The sequence below is a fragment of the Flavobacterium sp. genome, from assembly GCF_043779715.1.
Classification (GTDB): Bacteria; Bacteroidota; Bacteroidia; order Flavobacteriales; family Flavobacteriaceae; genus Flavobacterium.
In genome coordinates this window covers 1-19724 of the sequence record NZ_JAYWDT010000278.1, presented here as the reverse complement: position 1 = coordinate 19724, position 19724 = coordinate 1, and the positions used below count along the sequence as shown (strand labels likewise).

Annotated in this window: 15 protein-coding genes; 10 read left to right on the top strand and 5 right to left on the bottom strand. The window is 33.8% G+C overall.

Annotated elements, in window-relative coordinates; translation table 11 throughout:
* The first annotated feature begins 183 nt into the window (after nt 1-183).
* Together ACH2BG_RS13485 and ACH2BG_RS13480 are read left to right on the top strand one after the other, a co-directional pair.
* Nucleotides 184-1380, top strand: coding sequence for an ATP-binding protein (locus tag ACH2BG_RS13485; RefSeq protein ID WP_395048216.1), 1197 nt, complete (start codon nt 184-186; stop codon nt 1378-1380).
* Complete coding sequence (locus tag ACH2BG_RS13480) at nt 1367-2020, top strand: polysaccharide deacetylase family protein (RefSeq protein ID WP_395048215.1); 654 nt, start codon at nt 1367-1369, stop codon at nt 2018-2020. The genes ACH2BG_RS13485 and ACH2BG_RS13480 overlap by 14 nt, the downstream gene beginning before the upstream one ends.
* Before the next feature lie 31 nt (nt 2021-2051).
* Here the strand turns inward: ACH2BG_RS13480 and ACH2BG_RS13475 are convergent, their stop codons facing one another.
* Both ACH2BG_RS13475 and ACH2BG_RS13470 read right to left on the bottom strand, forming a co-directional pair.
* Nucleotides 2052-2348 (bottom strand): co-chaperone YbbN, encoded by a 297-nt coding sequence (locus ACH2BG_RS13475; protein ID WP_091475376.1) that lies wholly within the window; start codon nt 2346-2348, stop codon nt 2052-2054.
* A gap of 49 nt (nt 2349-2397) precedes the next feature.
* Nucleotides 2398-3633 carry a metallophosphoesterase gene (locus tag ACH2BG_RS13470; protein WP_395048214.1) on the bottom strand — a complete coding sequence of 412 codons (1236 nt, stop codon included), beginning with the start codon at nt 3631-3633 and terminating at the stop codon, nt 2398-2400.
* Between the two features lie 130 nt (nt 3634-3763).
* On the opposite strand from ACH2BG_RS13470, the gene ACH2BG_RS13465 reads away from it, so the two are divergent.
* The 5 genes from ACH2BG_RS13465 (at nt 3764) to ACH2BG_RS13445 (ending at nt 13260) form a co-directional block, all read left to right on the top strand.
* Nucleotides 3764-4240 carry a hypothetical protein gene (locus ACH2BG_RS13465; protein ID WP_395048213.1) on the top strand — a complete coding sequence of 159 codons (477 nt, stop codon included), beginning with the start codon at nt 3764-3766 and terminating at the stop codon, nt 4238-4240.
* Nucleotides 4241-4248: 8 nt separating this feature from the next.
* Complete coding sequence (polA, locus tag ACH2BG_RS13460) at nt 4249-7107, top strand: DNA polymerase I (protein ID WP_395048212.1); 2859 nt, start codon at nt 4249-4251, stop codon at nt 7105-7107.
* Between the two features lie 28 nt (nt 7108-7135).
* Entirely contained in the window at nt 7136-8446 is a 1311-nt protein-coding gene (locus tag ACH2BG_RS13455) for a serine hydrolase domain-containing protein (protein WP_395048211.1), read from the top strand.
* A 12-nt stretch (nt 8447-8458) separates the two neighbouring features.
* Nucleotides 8459-9790 (top strand): deoxyguanosinetriphosphate triphosphohydrolase, encoded by a 1332-nt coding sequence (locus tag ACH2BG_RS13450; protein WP_395048210.1) that lies wholly within the window; start codon nt 8459-8461, stop codon nt 9788-9790.
* A gap of 86 nt (nt 9791-9876) precedes the next feature.
* A complete protein-coding gene (locus ACH2BG_RS13445; protein WP_395048209.1) occupies nt 9877-13260 on the top strand; it encodes a PA domain-containing protein in 3384 nt (1127 codons plus the stop codon).
* Nucleotides 13261-13310: 50 nt separating this feature from the next.
* On the opposite strand, the gene ACH2BG_RS13440 is transcribed toward ACH2BG_RS13445, so the two are convergent.
* Nucleotides 13311-15083: a 1-deoxy-D-xylulose-5-phosphate synthase gene (locus ACH2BG_RS13440; protein WP_395048208.1), complete on the bottom strand. Its 1773-nt coding sequence runs from the start codon at nt 15081-15083 to the stop codon at nt 13311-13313.
* A gap of 37 nt (nt 15084-15120) precedes the next feature.
* Between ACH2BG_RS13440 and ACH2BG_RS13435 the strand changes: the two genes are divergently transcribed.
* The gene (locus ACH2BG_RS13435) at nt 15121-15561 is read left to right on the top strand and encodes a nucleoside deaminase (protein ID WP_395048207.1); all 441 of its coding nucleotides are present in this window, start codon (nt 15121-15123) and stop codon (nt 15559-15561) included.
* Nucleotides 15562-15616: 55 nt separating this feature from the next.
* Here the strand turns inward: ACH2BG_RS13435 and ACH2BG_RS13430 are convergent, their stop codons facing one another.
* Nucleotides 15617-15817 (bottom strand): cold-shock protein, encoded by a 201-nt coding sequence (locus tag ACH2BG_RS13430; RefSeq protein WP_395048206.1) that lies wholly within the window; start codon nt 15815-15817, stop codon nt 15617-15619.
* A gap of 104 nt (nt 15818-15921) precedes the next feature.
* Nucleotides 15922-17673, bottom strand: coding sequence for an aspartate--tRNA ligase (gene aspS, locus ACH2BG_RS13425; protein ID WP_395048205.1), 1752 nt, complete (start codon nt 17671-17673; stop codon nt 15922-15924).
* 123 nt (nt 17674-17796) lie between these two features.
* On the opposite strand from aspS, the gene ACH2BG_RS13420 reads away from it, so the two are divergent.
* Both ACH2BG_RS13420 and ACH2BG_RS13415 read left to right on the top strand, forming a co-directional pair.
* Nucleotides 17797-18801 (top strand): TlpA family protein disulfide reductase, encoded by a 1005-nt coding sequence (locus ACH2BG_RS13420; protein ID WP_395048204.1) that lies wholly within the window; start codon nt 17797-17799, stop codon nt 18799-18801.
* 112 nt (nt 18802-18913) lie between these two features.
* On the top strand, nt 18914-19699 hold the full coding sequence (locus tag ACH2BG_RS13415; RefSeq protein ID WP_395048203.1) for a DUF3050 domain-containing protein: 786 nt from the start codon (nt 18914-18916) through the stop codon (nt 19697-19699).
* The last annotated feature ends 25 nt before the right edge of the window (nt 19700-19724 follow it).

Here is a 19724-nt window from a genome sequence, read left to right as displayed (position 1 = left end):
AAAAATAATTGCATTTTTTTTGTGTTATATTTGTACAGTTATACACCAATTTACACATTAGAAGAAAGAGGCAATCATCTCTCTCCCAATAGACACGAGCTTTCACGAAATCGAGAACAGTACAAAGCAAGCACTCGTTATATGCAATGACAGTAAAAAAAACAACAACTAAAAATAAATCTAATGGATAAGAAAGAAGAGAATCCGAAAATTCTTAAAAACAAATATATACCAACAACTGAATTTTATAGTCAAGTAATTGACAGCTTACAAGATTATTCGATTTTTACATTAGATAAAGAATTCATCATAAATAGTTGGAGTTCTGGATCGGCAAAAATATTTGGCTACGAAACGGATGAAGTTATTGGAGAATCATTTGATTTAATATTTACTGAGGAAGATTTAAAAAATGGTATTCCGAAAAGAGAAATCGAAACAGCTTTAAAAGAAGGCCGAGCAACGGATAACAGATGGCACATTGCTAAAGACAAGAGTCTATTTTATGCTTATGGCTTGGTTTTTCCGCTAATTGGTTTAGATGGAGAAATGATGGGCTATGTTAAAATTTTACGAGACTTAACAGATAGGAAGCAATCAGAGGATTCAATAAAAAAATATGTCGGAGAATTGGAAGATCTTAATACTCATAAAGAAAGTGTTCTGGCAATACTTTCACACGATTTAAGAAGTCCCTTGTCTGCTATTATTGGGACTTCAAAATATTTGAAAGAAAATTTCCACAAAATGAAGCCCGATGCTGTTCAGCAAATGCTCGACCTGCTTTATAAGTCATCAACAGATGAATTAGACATGTTAGACTATTTAGTAGAATGGGCGAGAATAAAATATGCATCGGATGCATTTTCTCCAACAAAAATAAAATTAGCCGAATACATTGATAAAGTTTTTGAAACTTTAAACGAAACTAGTTCGATAAATGCAATAAATCTTCATCACGAAATTGAAGCGAATACTTCAGTATTTGCGGATGGCAAAATGTTAATTTCCATAATTCAAAATATTGTTTCAAATGCGATAAAACATACAGAAAAAGGAGGAGAAATAACAGTTTCAGCAAAAAGCAAAGATGATAAAATTATTATTCAGGTTAAGGATACTGGAATTGGGATGTCCAAAGAAATAATGGAAAAACTTTTTACCCCTCAAATCAAGAGCCTTTTAGAAACAAGAAAGAAGAATAAAGGAGCTGGAATTGGATTATTATTAGTAAAAGGATTTTTAGAAAAAAATGGTGGTGAAATATGGGTAGAAAGCATTGAAGGCGAAGGTTCATCTTTTTATTTTACATTACCCATTGAGAAACCTTTGTATAAAATAGGCAGTTCAGACGAAATTATGTTTGATGAAAGTGTATAATATAAAAATACCGCAAATCATCAAACGATTATTTAGTAATCAGGTTTGGGATATTCCAAACAAGGAGAACAAAATTTATCTCACTTTCGATGATGGTCCAACACCAGAAATAACGGAATGGGTTTTAGCCGTTTTAAAAGAAAACAACATAAAAGCGACTTTTTTCTGCATTGGTAACAACATAGAAAAACATCCAGAAATTTTTAATAAGATCATAAATGACGGACATTGTATAGGAAATCACACTTTCAATCACAAAAATGGCTGGAAAACCAAAACAGCTGATTATTTACAAAATGTTGATCTGTGCCAAAATAAAATCCTATCTCGAAAGCTTTCGGGACTAAAATCCCAAATCCCAAATCTTTTCCGACCGCCTTACGGCAAAATAAAACCTTCGCAATCTAAAAAATTACGAAAATTAGGTTGCAAAATAATTATGTGGGATATTCTCACTGCCGATTTTGATAAGAAAACATCTAAAGAAAAATGTCTAGAAAATGCTACTCAAAAAGTAACTTCTGGCAGCATTATTGTCTTTCACGACAGTGTAAAAGCATTTACTAATTTAGAATATGCTTTACCAAAAACCATTCAAATCTTAAAAGAAAAAGGATTTGTATTTGATGTAATACAATAACTACATAAATATCAGAAGTCCAAGAATCAATCTACAACTGTTCTTGAACCAACGTAATAATAGAATTTGCATCTAGTTCGCCAGATTGTCTCCACATCATTTGTCCGTCCTTATAAATCATAAGTGTAGGCAAACCTTTTATGCGAAGCGCTTCTGCCAACTCTTGATTTTTATCTACATCTATTTTTATTACTTTCGCTTTGTCACCAAGCGCTGCTGCTACATCCTTAATAACAGGATGCATCGATTGTGAAGATTCATTCCAGTCTGTATAAAAATCAATTAGAACAGGAACTTGAGCATTTATTAATTCTCCAAATTTTGACATAGTATAATTTTATTAAACTTTGTTATACAAATATAGTGTTTTTAACACATTAAGCCACATTTTGTCCTTTTTTTAGACGAATTACCGTTATTTCGGGCATAATTCCTACTCGCCCAGGATATGCATGAAACCCAAAGCCGCGATTTACATAAATATATCTTCCTACATTTTCGTACAAACCAGCCCATTGTTTGTACATATATTGCGCTAAACTCCACTTGAACCAACCTGGAATTTCGATACCAAACTGCATTCCGTGTGTGTGTCCTGACAAAGTGAGTTGTATGTTTTTTTTGTGGTTTTTTACAATTTCTTCCCAATGACTCGGATCGTGACTCATTAACACTTTAAAATCTGATGCCAAAACTCCGCTTGATGCTTTGTCTATGTCGCCAAATTCCCCAAACATTTTTCCCCAATTTTCCACACCAATTATAGCGATTTCATCATTTTCTTTTTTGATTTTTACATTTTCATTCAATAATAATTTAAAATCAATTTGACGATGTAAATCTTTTATGGCAATAAAATTTTTAGCCTTTTCTGTTTCCGAATCCCAATCTAAATAAGCACCATAATCGTGGTTTCCCAGAATTGAAAATTTACCAAAAGCTGGTTTTTCTAACCTATTAAAAGTTTCAATCCACGGATGCATTTCTTCGGCTTTTGCATTTACAATATCGCCTGTAAATAGTAATATGTCCGATTTTTGTTCATTTATCAAATCAATAGCATAATTTATTTTTTCAGGATTATCAAAACTTCCACTGTGAATATCTGAGATTTGAGTAATCGTAAAACCATCGAAAGCATCAGGTAAATCGGAAAAAAATATATTTTGTTTGATCACTTTAAAATTATATTTTCCAATAGTCACTCCGTAAATTAAAGACAAAAAAGGAATTGCAGCCAATCCCAATCCAATTTGTGATACAAATTTTCTTCTCGAGGCAAGAAAAGTCGTTCGATTGTCATTTTCTATAAAATAATTGATCGTTCCAGAAAATAATCTGTAAATATCCTCGCCAAACATAACAGTAGTAATAACTAATTTTGGTAGTAATACCACAAGTAACAAGCCTAACGTGAATAGACTTTGTGGTGTTTGCCCAACTTTACGATCAAACTGAAAAACATAATACGTTACATAAAACACAATCAAAACGCTTATAACAAGGTAGGCTTGCAAAACCCATTTGGTTTTAATAACGGTTCTAAATGCTTGATAAGAATATATTTCTACAAACAATAACAGCCCAATAAGAAGTAAAAATCTAACTAACATTTTAAAAATTTTAAGCAAAATAACGAAGAAAGTTTTCAAAAATAATTATTGTTAATCAAATTTTAACTAAAAGATGTTTTGTTTGTATTTGAATGATTATTTTTGAAAAATCTATTTATTTAAAACAATCATGAAAAATCTATTTTTAGTTTTTACTTTATTAATTACAAGCGTAACCTTTTGCCAAGAAACATACACTATGAAGTCGGGTGGAAGAATATTTAATTCAAAAGAAGAAAGACTAAATTCGACTCAAGTAGCAGAGAATTTTAACCAAGAAGCACTTAAATTATATAAAGCTGGTCGCACAAAAAAAACAGTTGGAAATATTCTTTTCTGGGGAGGATTAAGCACTGTTATCATTAAACATTTAAACGTAGTAAATAAACATTCTGACGATCAATATGCAAAAACAAATAACACATTATATTTTGTTGGCGGAGCGATGGTATTAACTTCAATTCCAATAAAAATTGGTTTTCAAAATAGAATTAGAAAATCGGTTGCTATAATGAATGAATACAATTCTAAAACAGATGAAGTTTCTATCGAATCAACAGATTTAATGGTAAATGCTAACGGAATTGGAATTTCTCTAACTTTTTAAAAATAAAAATGTCACAAAAACGCCTTTACCTTCTTGATGCTTACGCCTTAATATTTCGTGGTTATTTTGCCTTTATAAAAAACCCAAGAATCAACTCTAAAGGCATGGATACATCTGCCATTATGGGATTTATGAATGCTTTGATGGACGTCATTAAACGTGAAAAACCAGACCATTTAGCAGTTGCATTCGATAAAGGCGGAAGTACCTATCGTTACGAAATGTACCAAGAATACAAAGCACATCGTGACGAAACACCCGAAGCTATAAAAATTGCAGTTCCATATATTCAAGAATTATTGCGAGCGATGCACATTCCTATTATTGAAGTTGCTGGTTTTGAAGCAGATGACTTAATTGGAACCATTGCAAAGCAAGCCGAAAAAGAAAACTATCAAGTCTTTATGGTAACGCCAGATAAAGATTTCGCACAACTGGTTTCAGAGAATATTTTCATGTACAAACCTGCACGAATGGGCAATGGAATAGAAATTTGGGGAATTCCTGAAGTCCTAGCCCGATTTGAAATAGAACGTCCAGAACAAGTTATCGATTTCCTTGGAATGATGGGCGACGCCGCCGACAACATTCCTGGATTGCCTGGTGTTGGGGAAGTCACAGCCAAGAAATTACTGAAAGAATTTGGTTCGATGGAAAATCTTTTAGCAAATACAGACAAGCTAAAAGGCGCTTTGAAAGAAAAAATTGAAGCCAATAAAGAAAAAGGAATTCTCTCTAAAAAATTAGCCACTATCCTACTCGATTGTCCTGTTACTTTTAATGAAAATGACTACGAATTAACGAAGCCTGATGTTGAAAAAACAGACGAATTGTTTCAAGAATTAGAATTTCGTCAAATGAAGGCGCAGTTTGATAAATATTTTGGAACTGGGAAAGAATATGACGAAATTGACACTAATGGTAACGGAACTTCAAACGATACGCCACAACCAACTAAAAAAACTCCAGCTAAAAAAACGAACGAAGATCAATTTGATTTATTTGGTTTTTCAGATGAAGAAAGTGGCGAAGTAAAGTCAAATTCACATTATGCAACATTAGCAAACACAGAGCATTTTTACCAAATTATTGAAGGTGATTTTGCTGTCAAATTACTTTTGCAAAACTTAATGAATCAAACTTCGGTTTGTTTTGACACCGAAACTACAGGGATTGACGCCTTGAATGCAGAATTGGTTGGAATGTCATTTTCTTTCGAAAAAGGAAAAGCATTTTATGTTCCGTTTCCAGAAAATCAGGAAGAAGCACAAATTTTGGCCGATAAATTCAAACCTTTTTTCGAAAGTGAGACCATCGAAAAAATTGGTCAGAACATAAAATATGATTTAAAAATTCTGTCACATTACGGAGTTGAAATCAAAGGAAAATTATTCGATACGATGATTGCCCATTATTTGATAAATCCCGATATGCGACACAATATGGACGTTTTATCAGAAACCTATCTAAAATATTCTCCAAAATCGATTGAAGATTTAATTGGTAAAAAAGGCAAAAATCAAAAATCGATGCGAGATGTAGCTTTGGAAGAAATTAAAGAATATGCTGCCGAAGATGCTGATATTACGTTTCAATTAAAACAAAATTTCAGTCCAATTCTCGATAAAGCCGAAACCAAAAAATTATTTGATGAAATCGAAATTCCATTAATTCCAGTTTTGGCAGCAATGGAATTGGAAGGAATAAATCTTGACGTTCCATTTTTGAAATCGATGTCGGTTGAAATGGCTATCGAAAGCAATGCATTAGAACAGAAAATCTATGAAACTGCTGGAGAAAAATTTAATTTAGCTTCTCCAAAACAGTTGGGCGACGTTTTATTCGACAAAATGAAAATTGGCGGAGCCAAACAAAAGAAAACCAAGACTGGTCAATATGCAACTGGAGAAGAAATTTTGAGTTATTTAGCAAATGATAATCCAATTGTAAAAGACATTTTAGATTGGCGTCAAATGGTGAAATTGCAAAGCACTTATATTGATGCATTACCAAACCAAGTTGATACGAAAACTGGTCGTGTTCACACCGATTATATGCAAACTGTTGCTGCAACAGGGCGTTTGAGTTCTAATAATCCGAACTTGCAAAATATTCCGATTCGTACCGAAAGAGGAAGATTAATTAGAAAAGCATTTATTGCTCGTGACGAAAATTACACGTTAGTTTCTGCCGATTATTCTCAGATAGAACTTCGAATTATCGCTGCTTTATCTGGCGAAGAGAATATGATTAAGGCATTTCAAAACAATGAAGATATTCATAGAAGTACCGCTGCAAAAGTATTCAATATTCCTTTAGAAGAAGTTACAAAAGAACAACGTAGCAATGCAAAAACCGTCAATTTTGGAATTATTTATGGTGTTTCAGCCTTTGGCCTTTCAAATCAAACTTCTCTTTCACGAAAAGAAAGTGCCGAGTTGATTGATGCGTATTATGCAACTTATCCAAAACTTAAATCTTATATGTCGAATCAAGTCGATTTTGCTAGAGAAAATGGTTATGTACAAACGGTTTTGGGGAGAAGACGTTACTTAAAAGATATAAATTCAGCAAACATGATGGTAAAAAGTGGTGCCGAGCGAAATGCGGTAAATGCACCTATTCAAGGTTCCGCAGCTGATATTATCAAAATTGCGATGATTAATATTCACAAGAAATTAGTCTCTGAAAACTGGAAATCGAAAATGTTGCTCCAAGTACACGATGAATTGGTTTTTGACGTTTATAATGATGAGCTAGAGAAGATTCAGCCAATGATTAAACACGAAATGGAAAATGCATTTAAAATGGATGTTCCGTTAGATGTTGAAATTGGAGTTGGCAGAAACTGGTTGGAAGCACATTAATCAATATTTTTTAATACTAAAAAACATTATGAAAAAATCAGTCTTATTATTAGCATTTATATTCTCGATTTCACTTTCGGCACAACAAAAAACACGTTTCGACAAAATAGACAGTTTATTGGTTATTCTGAACCAAAATAACAAATTTATGGGACAAGTTTGCATTCGCGAAGCTGGGAATGTAGTTTTCGAAAAAGCGTATGGTTTTGCCAATGTCGAAAATAGTTTGAAAGCAAACAAAAACACCAAATACAAAATAGGTTCTATCACTAAAACCTTTACTGCAGTAATGATTATGCAGTTAATTGAAGAAAAAAAGCTCAAACTCGATACTAAATTATCTAAATTTTATCCTCAAATTCCAAACGCTAACAAAATTACGATTCATGATTTATTGCATCATCGCACAGGAATTTTAGATTTTATAAACGTAGATTCGACTGTAAATGTTTACCAAAAAGTATCGAAAGATGAAATGATTGCAAAAATTGCAGGTTATAAATCGGTTTTCGAACCCAATTCTAAATTCGAATACAGCAATTCTAACTATTATATACTAGGTAGCATCTTGGAAGATGTTTCTAAAAAAGATTACGCAACTAATCTTGGTGAAAGAATTACAAATAAACTTCTATTACAAAACACATCGATTGCAACAAATGTAGATCCAACTAAAAACGAAAGTTATTCTTATAATTTCACCAATAAAAAATGGACCATTAACAAAGAATGGGATATGTCGCAAGCTTTTGGCGCTGGAAATATTGCATCAACCACTGGAGATTTGACCTTTTTTTTAGATGCTATTTTTAATGGTAAATTACTAAAGAAAACTTCGGTAGACGAGATGATCAAACTAGAGCAATCTTACGGAAAAGGATTGATGACTTTTCCTTTTGGCGAAAGAAAATTTTACGGTCATACGGGTGGAATAGAAGGTTTTCGTGCTGTTGCAGGATATTATCCAGCAGAAAAAACAGGAATTTCACTCATTGTAAATGGAGATAATTACAATCGTAACGATATTATGATTGGAATTTTGAGTATTTATTACAAAATGCCTTATCAATTTCCAAATTTAACCACGTTTGAAGTTGCTAAAGACAAATTAGAAAGTTATCAAGGTGTTTATGCATCGACACAATTACCTATCAAAATTACAATCAAAATCGAAAAAGGAGAATTAACTGCACAAGCCACAGGACAAAATTCATTTGTCCTAAATCCAATCAGCGAAACCGAATTTATATTTGATGCCGCAGGTGTAAAACTTACGTTTGATGCGAAAAACATGACCTTAAAACAAGGCGGCGGACAATATCTTTTTACTAAAGAATGAAAATCAAACCAAATGAACTGGGAACAATTATTATCACTAAAACGTCAAGGCGACACAAGCAAAAGATTGCGAAAAGAACAAGACGATACCCGTTTGGGTTTCGAGGTCGATTATGACCGAATTATATTTTCTGCCGCTTTTAGAAGTTTGCAAGACAAAACGCAAGTGATTCCGCTTTCCAAGACGGATTTTGTACACACACGATTAACCCATAGTTTAGAGGTTTCCGTAGTAGGAAGGTCTCTCGGACGATTGGTTGGCAAAAAGATTATCGAAAAATATCCACACCTTCAAGAAATACATGGTTATCAACCAAATGATTTTGGAGCCATTGTTGCTGCGGCTTCCTTAGCACACGACATTGGCAATCCGCCGTTCGGACATTCTGGCGAAAAAGCTATTGGTGAATATTTTTCAATAGGAAAAGGAAAACAATTTAAAGACAAATTGACCGATAAACAATGGCAAGATTTAATAGATTTTGAAGGGAATGCCAACGGGTTTTCGGTTCTTACAGCAAGTCGCCCAGGAGTTACCGGAAGTTTAAGACTTACTTATGCAGTTTTAGGCGCTTTTATGAAATATCCAAAGGAGAGTTTACCTAAAAAGCCTACTTCAAATATTGCCGATAAAAAATACGGATTCTTTCAAACAGACAAAGATTTCTTCCAAGAAGTCGCTTCAGAATTGGGAATGATTCCTAATAAAACTGGAAACGATATTGGTTACGAACGCCATCCGCTCGCCTATCTTGTCGAAGCTGCCGATGATATTTGTTATACTATTATCGATTTTGAAGACGGAATGAATCTTGGTTTGGTTTCCGAAGATTTTGCTTTAGAATATTTAATAAATTTGGTGAAAGATAGTATTGATACTAATAAGTTTAACTCTTTAACCACAAAAGAAGATCGTATTAGTTATTTGCGTGCTTTAGCCATTGGAAGTTTAATAAATGATGCTGTAAAAATATTTATCGAAAACGAAAAAGCCATTCTTGAAGGAAATTTCCCTTATTCATTAATGGACAAAAGCAAATACAAAGCTCAAATGGATGATATCATTAAGCTGAGTGTAAAAAGCATTTACCAAAGCCGTGAAGTTATTGAAAAAGAATTAATTGGCTATCAAATCATTAACAACCTTCTCGATAAGTTTGTTACCGCTTACAACAACAAACACGAAGGCAAAGCAACAAATTTTGATGCATTATTATTGAAAATTTTACCTGAAAAATACCATTTAGAAAAAGATTCTTTATACGAACGATTGTTACATATTTGTCATTTTGTATCGATGCTTACCGATGGCAATGCATTATTGTACAATAAGATTGTATCTTAAAAATTCAATTTTAACTCTTCGGAATTTTGTTTTTAAAAAAAAAATACTACATTCGTTGCTTAATCCAAAATTTAAATCATAAAATTATGAAAAGAAATTTATTTTCAACAATTTGTGCTTTACTTATTTTTGTTACTGGTTTCTCTCAGAGTAAACTTGAAAAAAATACTACTAAGTCAAACAACAAGAAAGAAAATGTTGTGGCTTCTAATAGTACTTTAACAAAAAAACAAGTTAAAGAATTACGCAAAAAACACGCTTATTATTTAGCGAACAACAAGATTAATAAAACTTTTGCTTTATCTAGATCTGAAAGAAAAGCTGCAGGTTTACCACCTAATAAATACCAAGAACAAGAGTGGCTAATGACTATGAATCCTGCGTTAGGAAGACCAACTCCTGACAATTTAGGATTTATTAGAGCCGAATTAGAAAGAGCTAGACAAACTAGTAGAATTACTGGAGATGATGTAGCAAATCCTTGGCTAGAAAGAGGTCCAAACAATGTTGGTGGTCGTACCAAAGCCCTAATTTTTGATCCAACTGATGCAACTGGTAATACGGTTATTGCAGGTGGTGTAAGTGGCGGTTTGTGGAAAAACACAAACATTACATCTGCCGCAACTGTTTGGACTAGAATAACAACACTTCCTGAGCATTTAAATGTTCAAAATATTACAATCGACCCTAACAGTTCTAGTACTTGGTATGTAGGAACTGGAGAATCTTACACAGGAGATGCAAACGGAAATGGTATTTGGAAAACTACAAATGCTGGTACATCTTGGACAAGAGTATTTGGAGGAGGAACAGTTTCATCTACACAAAGTACTGTTTATAATTTAAATATTTTCGCGCCTTCAAACGCAGGAGTAATAAGAGGTTACAGCACTGGTTTAGCTGGTTTTGGCGCCCCTGTTAGTGATTTAGGAGGAAACAAACAAATCGTTTTAGTAAATGATGGGACTGCAGGAACTAATGCAACAACTGGATACCCACTTTCTTCGGAAGGATGTGCTGCTTCAACAGCAGGTTCTCTGACAAATAAAATCGCACTTATAAGAAGAGGGACTTGTTCTTTCGAATCTAAAGTTGTTTCAGCAGAAGCTGCTGGGGCTGTGGGTGTCATTATTATGAATCATACTGCTGGAGCAGGTGTTATTGGAATGGCAGACTCAGGTTTAGGCGCTACAATCCCATCAGTAAGTATCTCAAAAGAAGATGGAGATTTACTAGTAGCTAACTTAACAAACTTAACAGGAAATTTTGCAGCTACACTACCAGGTCAATTTAATGGTACTGCCGTAAGCGGAATTCAGTTTATTAACGACATTGCTATTAAAAATGTTGCTGGTGTATCCCATATATATGCAGCAGTTGGAGACGCTTTTAACGGTGGATACCATAATTCTGCAACCTACGGTTTATACAAATCAGTAGATGGGGGAGCAAACTGGACTGGACCTTTAAGTTTACCAGTTACCGCAAGTGGTAACAAAACCTGTCCTTTTGACATTGAAATCGCCTTCGGCGGAACTGCTCTCAGTGGAACTGTTTGGGTTTCGACTACTGACAGTAGCACGTTTGGTGATGGTGGAGGACAAATATTTTCATCTATAGATAATGGAGCTACTTGGGTACTAAAACATACCGTAGTAGGTAATGGTGGAGGAAAAAGAGTAGAGATTGAAGCATCTGAAACAACAGCAGACGTAATATATGTATGTTCACAATTAGAACAAGCAGTACCCGATACCCCAGCTATTGAAGTTCAATTATTGAAAACTACTAATGGTTTTACTACAGCACCAACGGTTCTTAATTTACCTGCGGGTAATGAAACTAGAGAAACCACTTATGGTTTTACAGGAGCTCAAGCATTTTATGACATGATGATTGAAACTAGTCCAACAAATGATGCAATATTATATGTGGGAGGAATCGATTTATACAGATCAGCAAATAGCGGATCAACTTGGACTACTATTTCAAACTGGACAACTAACGTACATTCAGATCAACACGCAATGACATTCAAACCAGGAAGTCCAAATGTCGGAATTTTCGGAAACGACGGTGGTGTATATTATGGAAGTAGTTTATCTACAGCAAGTAATGCTGCATCAAGAAATTCAGGATTCAATGTTACTCAATTTGTAGGCGTTGCAGTATTGCCAAATGGAGTTACAGGGACTACTGGCGACTTTTTTGTAGCAGGTGCACAAGACAATGGTTCAAATTATTTTCCTTCTACACTAAGTACAACAACTGGAGTAGCTTCAGGCGCTGTAAGTGGCAGTACTGAAGTGCAAGGTGGAGATGGGGGTATACCGTTATTTAAACAGAATTCCACATCTTCTGCCGCATCTTATTATATAAGTAACTATGTTTACAATGATAACATGAACAAAAGAGGGCTAAATGGAGCGATTCAAAAAACCTTAAGTGACGTTACCACTAGTCGTGGATTATTCTATCCAGCTATGACACTAGATTCAGCTAATGATATTGTATATTCAGATTTTACAGATGGTACAAACCGCGTGTATACTGTTAGAAGATATTCTGCTTACACAGGCGCAGCTGCCGCAACAAGAACTGATTTTACATACCCAACTTTATTTGCTTCTTACCCAACTGCATTACGCACAGGTAAAGCAACAGTTACAACGTTATACGTAGGAACATCAAACTCTAAATTATTAAAATTACTTAACGCTAACACCGTGACAGCAGCTGCCTCAACAGCAGGAACTGGATGGAGTGATATTTCAATAGGTTCAGGTTTCGTAGGAACTATTTCTGATATAGAGTTTGGAGCTAATGATAATCAAATATTTGTAACATTAAAAAACTACGGTACAACTAATGTCTGGTACACACTAAATGGTGGTACAAATTGGTATAGTATTGAAGGTGATTTGCCAGATATGCCAGTACACACAATTTTACAAAATCCATTAAATTCTGCCGAAGTAATGATTGGTACAGAGCTTGGTGTATGGTACGCAAATACATTTAACCCAGCTACATCAGCTAATCAAGCCTTAAACTGGAAACAAGCATTTAATGGTATGAGCAATGTTAAAGTAACTGATTTAGATTTACAACCAAACTCACCAACTGCACCAACTGCATATAATGTTTATGCAGCAACTTATGGTAGAGGTGTGTTTTCTGGACCATTAACCGCTGTTTTACTATCTACAAATGAAAATGACATTGTTTCTAATTCGTTTAAAGTTTATCCAACTGTAAACAATGGAAATGTAACTATCTTGTCTGGTAAATATTTTGGTCAAACAAAATTAAACTTATTTGATATTTCAGGTAAAAATGTATTTTCAAATACAATTAATTTAGATAGCTCGGAGCAAAAAATTAACTTAGGTAATTTGAGTTCAGGAAATTATATCTTAAAAATTTCAGGTGAAAACTTCGAGGGAACTAAGAAATTAATTATCGAATAATACGATTAAAACCAATACTAAAAAGCGTTCACAAATTGTGAACGCTTTTTTTATACAATAGAATCAAATAATTCAATCAAACTTACTTCGTCAATCTTACATAATCTCTGAAGTTCTAATATAGAACCGTGTTCGATAAAATGATCCGGAATTCCTAAGTTTTTAATTAAAATACTGTATTTATTACTACACGAAAATTGATTAACAATACTTCCAAAGCCTCCAATTATAGTGTTTTCTTCGATGGTTATAACCTCATCATGTTTTATAAATATTTCTTTAAGCAATACTTCATCAAGAGGCTTTACAAAAGGAAAATGATAATGAGAAAACAAATCTGGATTTTTAATTTCTGGAAGTGCTTTTATAACATTATTACCAATCGTTCCTGTAGATAAAATAGCAATTTTAGAGCCTTTTTTTAATTGAATTCCTTTACCAATTTCAATTTTTTCAAATGGTAATTGCCAATTTTGAATCACGCCACGACCGCGAGGATAACGAATAGCAATGGGATGGTTTAATCCTAATTGAGCTGTGAACATTATATTTCGCAATTCAATTTCATTTATTGGTGCATAAATAATCATATTAGGTATACAATTCAAATAAGCAATATCGAAAACACCATGATGCGTCGCACCATCTTCACCCACCAAACCCGCTCTGTCTAAACAAAAAATGACTGAAAGATTTTGCAAAGCAACATCATGAATTACCTGATCGTAAGCCCTTTGCATAAATGTTGAATAGATATTGCAAAATACAACCATTCCTTGCGTTGCCATTCCTGCGGACAAAGTGACTGCGTGTTGCTCTGCAATTCCAACATCGAAAGCACGATTAGGAAAAGCTTCCATCATAAATTTCATAGAAGAACCAGATGGCATAGCAGGCGTAATTCCAATTATTTTTTCGTTTTGCTTGGCTAATTCTACCAGTGTTAATCCAAAAACGTCTTGAAATTTTGGAGGCAAATTTTCTTCAAATTTCAAATGAATTTTCCCTGTACCAGCATCAAATTTTCCTGGCGCATGATATTTTACTTGATCCTCCTCCGCCAGTTGTAATCCTTTGCCTTTGGTTGTAATTATATGAAGGAATTTTGGTCCTTTTATGTTTTTTAATCGTTTTAATTCTTTGATAACTGCAAAAATATCATGACCATCTATTGGCCCTGAATAATCGAAATTTAAAGAAGTAATCATATTGTTATCTCTATGATTCTTTCCTTCTTTTACAGCAGTGAGATAATTTTTTAGTGCACCAACACTTGGATCGATTCCTATCGCATTGTCATTTAAGATTACCAATAAATTGGCATCGGTTACTCCAGCATGATTCAACCCTTCAAAAGCCATTCCGCTCGCAATTGAAGCATCACCAATAACCGAAATGTGCTGTTTATTGAAATCCCCTTTAATATGAGAAGCAATCGCCATTCCCAGCGCTGCAGAAATCGAAGTCGAGGAATGTCCTACGCCAAATGTGTCATAAACACTTTCGCTTCGTTTAGGAAAACCAGAAATACCACCTAATTTACGATTAGTGTGAAAATTTTCTCTTCTCTCTGTTAGAATTTTATGCCCGTAAGCTTGATGACCTACGTCCCAAACCAATAAATCTTCGGGCGTATTAAATACATAATGCAAAGCAATTGTAAGCTCGACAACGCCAAGACTTGCACCAAGATGTCCTTCGTTTTTTGAAACAACATCTATAATAAAATCACGCAATTCTTGAGCAACTTGTGGTAACTGATTTATATCTAACTGACGTAAATCTTTTGGATTGTATATATTTTGAAGTAAATTATCAGACATAAAGCAAATGTACAAATTGAATTCTTATTTTTGCTTTATGGAAAATATTTTCACCGACGAATATTTTATGAAAAAAGCTTTACAAGAAGCTTATTTAGCTTTTGATAAAGATGAAATTCCAGTTGGAGCCATTGTCGTTATTAACAATCGCGTGATTGCCAAAAGTCACAATCTAACCGAACTACTAAACGACGTTACCGCTCATGCCGAAATGCAAGCTATTACTGCGTCGGCAAATTTTTTGGGCGGAAAATATTTAACAAACTGTACTTTATATGTTACAATCGAGCCTTGCCAGATGTGTGCAGGCGCTTTATATTGGAGCCAGATTTCTAAAATTGTCTTTGGCGCAAGTGATGTTCAACGTGGTTTTACTAAAATGGGAACACAATTGCACCCCAAAACTATTGTAGCAAGTGGCGTTTTAGAAGAAGAGTGTGCCGACTTGATGAAGGAATTTTTTAGAAAAAAGAGATAAAAAAACCGCTTCATATGAAACGGTTAGTTTTTTCGGTATGCCAAAAAATAATTTATTATCCTTCGATAACTGATACTTGAGCAGCTACTCTACCTTTTCTTCCTTCTTCTTCTTCGTAAGAAACTTTGTCTCCTTCTCTTAACTCTTCAGCTTTGATACCTGAAGCGTGTACGAAAATGTCTTTTCCTGTTTCGTCGTCTGTAATAAATCCGTAACCTTTAGATTCATTGAAAAATTTTACTGTTCCTGTGCGCATTTTAATTGTAATAATAATTTATAATGAAGCAAATGTAATCTTTAAAATAATACAAATGCAAATTTGGGCAAATATTTTTTAAAAATATTGATTATCAGTACTTTCTACTTTAAATTAAGTTGAATATGCAACTCTTTTAGTTGACTTTCATCGATACTTGAAGGCGCATCTATCATAACATCTCTCCCTGAATTATTTTTTGGAAAAGCAATAAAATCGCGAATTGTTTCCTGTCCGCCCAAAATGGCAACTAATCTATCTAGTCCAAAAGCCAATCCGCCATGCGGTGGTGCGCCAAACTGGAATGCATCCATTAAAAATCCAAACTGATTTCTTGCTTCTTCTTCACTAAACCCTAAATATTTAAACATTAATGCTTGTGTCGCTTTATCATGAATTCGTATAGAACCTCCACCTATTTCGTTTCCATTTAGAACCATGTCGTAAGCATTCGCACGAACCGATTTCGGATCGGTTTCCAACAAGTGCATATCCTCTGGTTTAGGCGAAGTAAACGGGTGATGCATTGCATGATAACGCCCTGATTCTTCATCAAATTCTAATAAAGGAAAATCGACAACCCAAAGTGGTGCAAACTCTGCTGGGTTTCTTAGACCCAAACGTGTTGCTAATTCCATTCTAAGTGCAGAAAGTTGCGTTCTGGTTTTGTCAGCTGGACCGGAAAGTACAAAAATCATATCTCCTGCTTTTGCCCCAGTTACTTTTGCCCAATTGCTTAAATCTCCTTGATCGTAAAATTTATCTACCGATGATTTATAAGTTCCGTCATCATTACATTTTACATAAACCATTCCCGAAGCTCCTACTTGTGGGCGTTTTACCCATTCTATAAGTGCATCAATTTCTTTACGAGAATATTCTCCAACTCCTGGGACTGCAATAGCTACAACTAATTCGGCAGCATTAAAAACTGGAAAATCTTTGTGTTTTGCATATTCGTTTAGCTCACCAAATTCCATTCCGAAACGAATATCAGGCTTGTCATTTCCGTAGGTTCTCATCGCGTGAGCATAAGTCATACGCGGGAATTTTTGTACTTCTACTCCTTTTATTTCTTTTAATAAATGACGTGTTAGTCCTTCGAAAACATTCAAAATATCTTCTTGTTCTACGAATGCCATTTCGCAATCTATTTGTGTAAATTCTGGCTGGCGATCGGCACGCAAATCTTCGTCACGGAAACATTTTACAATTTGAAAATATTTGTCCATTCCACCCACCATCAATAATTGTTTGAAAGTTTGTGGTGATTGTGGCAAGGCATAAAACTGACCTTCATTCATTCTAGATGGAACAACAAAATCCCTTGCTCCTTCTGGAGTAGATTTTATTAAATAAGGCGTTTCTACTTCACAGAAGTCTAAATCTGATAAGTATTTACGTACTTCCATTGCTACTTTATGACGAAAAAGCAAGCTGTTTTTTACAGGATTCCTTCTAATGTCAAGGTAACGATATTTCATACGAATATCTTCTCCACCATCGGTTTCGTCTTCTATTGTAAATGGCGGCGTAATTGAAGCGTTTAGAATAGTCATTTCAGAAACTAAAATTTCTATTTCACCAGTTGGAATATTTTTATTTTTAGCTTCACGTTCTATAACCGTTCCCTTTACCTGAATTACAAATTCGCGACCAAGTGTTTTAGCTAATTCGAAAACTGTTTTATCTGAACGACTTTCATCGAACATTAATTGTGTGATTCCGTAACGATCGCGCAAATCGACCCAATTCATAAAACCTTTGTCTCGAGATTTCTGAACCCAACCTGCCAGTGTAACTTCTGTATTTACATGTGTAGCGTTTAGTTCGCCGCAATTATGACTTCTGTACATTACCTAAATTTTAGGTTGCAAAAATACTATTTTGTTTGATGTTAAAAGTTAAAAAAATGAAAATTATATTCGAAAGAATTCAAATAATTGTAAGTTTGACTACCTATAATTAAAACAACACATATGAAAAAATCATTTTTGATTACATTAATCACTTTTTGTTCTATTTACAGCTTCGGACAATCTAAAAACGCAATAACATTTCAAGCTGAAATAGCTAATAGAAACGGAGATGTAATTTACATTAAAGATGGTAAAAACAAAACCATAAAAGAAATGAAAATTAACGACAAAGGTTTTTTTAAAGACACTTTTGAAGTAGAAAAAGAAGATTTCTATATGTTTTTTGACGGAACAGAATACACGCGATTGTTCCTAAAAAACGGTTATGATTTAAAATTAAAAATGGATGCCAAACAGTTTGACGAATCTATCGTTTATACTGGAAAAGGCGCCACCGAAAATAATTATTTAGCGCAAGACATCATAAAAGAAGGACTAATAACTCCTGAAAAATTAGTCGCTTTAAGCGAAGCAGATTTCAAAAAAATGATTGATGAAAAGAAACTAACTGAAGAAACATTTTTAGACAAATCTAGTTTAGACAAAACATTTATCGAAATTCAGAAGAGAAACATTTCGACAAATATTAAAGGTCTACAACGATATTACACCGAAAGTAAAGCGGTTCAGAAATTAAACAATGCCGTTGCACTTACATTTAACTATGTAAATCACAAAGGTGGAGCTACAAAACTAGAAGAACTAAAAGGCAAATATGTATATATTGATGTTTGGGCTACTTGGTGTGGTCCTTGTCGTGGAGAAATTCCTTTTTTACAAAAAATAGAAGAAAAATATCACGGGAAAAACATCGAATTTGTAAGTATTTCGATAGATGTGCAGAAAGATTTCGAGAAATGGAAAAAATTTGTAAGCGATAAACAATTGGGAGGAATACAACTTTTTGCTGACAAAGACTGGAATTCAGATTTTGTAAAAAGCTTAAATATTACAGGAATTCCTAGATTTATCTTAATAGACCCGAATGGAAAAATTGTAAATGCTGATGCAGAAAGACCATCATCTCCAAAACTAGGAGAACTATTTGACAGACTGTTGAATTAGTCCTAGAATTATCGTTTTGAAATAAGAATTATCGATTAAATAATAGCTTAAATATATTACAAAAGCTTCTTGTCTCCAAGAAGCTTTTGTAATTTTACATCAAATTTAAATTATGAATATTCAAAACATAAACAATAAGATACAACCTCAAAAAGACATCTTATTACAACACTCCTTATACAAAAAAGTGCAAACCATTGGCGATTTACATCATTTTCTTGAAAATCATGTTTATGCCGTTTGGGATTTTATGTCTTTACTAAAAGCACTACAATCTAAACTAACCTGTACGACGACACCTTGGTTTGCAACTAGCAATCCAGAAATTCGCTACCTGATTAATGAAATTGTCCTTGCCGAAGAAAGCGACTTAACCCTAGATGGTCGTCGCCAAAGTCATTATGAAATGTACATAGAAGCGATGGAAGATTGTGGTGCTAACACAAGTGATATAACTCATTTTTTATCGGAAGTAGATTCGTTACAAAATGTATTTATCGCCATCAAACAAAGTAATTTACATCCTAACATTAAATCATTTTTAGAATTTACTTTCACAGTAATTAATGAAGGAAAGCCTCATAAAATTGCTGCTGCTTTTACTTTTGGTAGAGAAGATTTAATTCCGTCTATGTTTACCGAAATCCTAAAGAATTTTCAAACAAATTTCCCAGAAACAGATTTAAGTAAATTAATATATTATTTTGAAAGACATATCGAATTAGATGCCGACGAACATGGTCCAATGGCAATGGAAATGATAACTAAACTTTGCGGAACCGATTCTAATAAATGGAAAGAAATTGAATCTATTTCGATTCAAGCATTAGAAAAACGAATTGGTCTTTGGGATGCGATTGAAGAGCAAATAAACCAAAATCAATTAGTAACTTCATAAAAAAAAACGGGCAATTGCCCGTTTT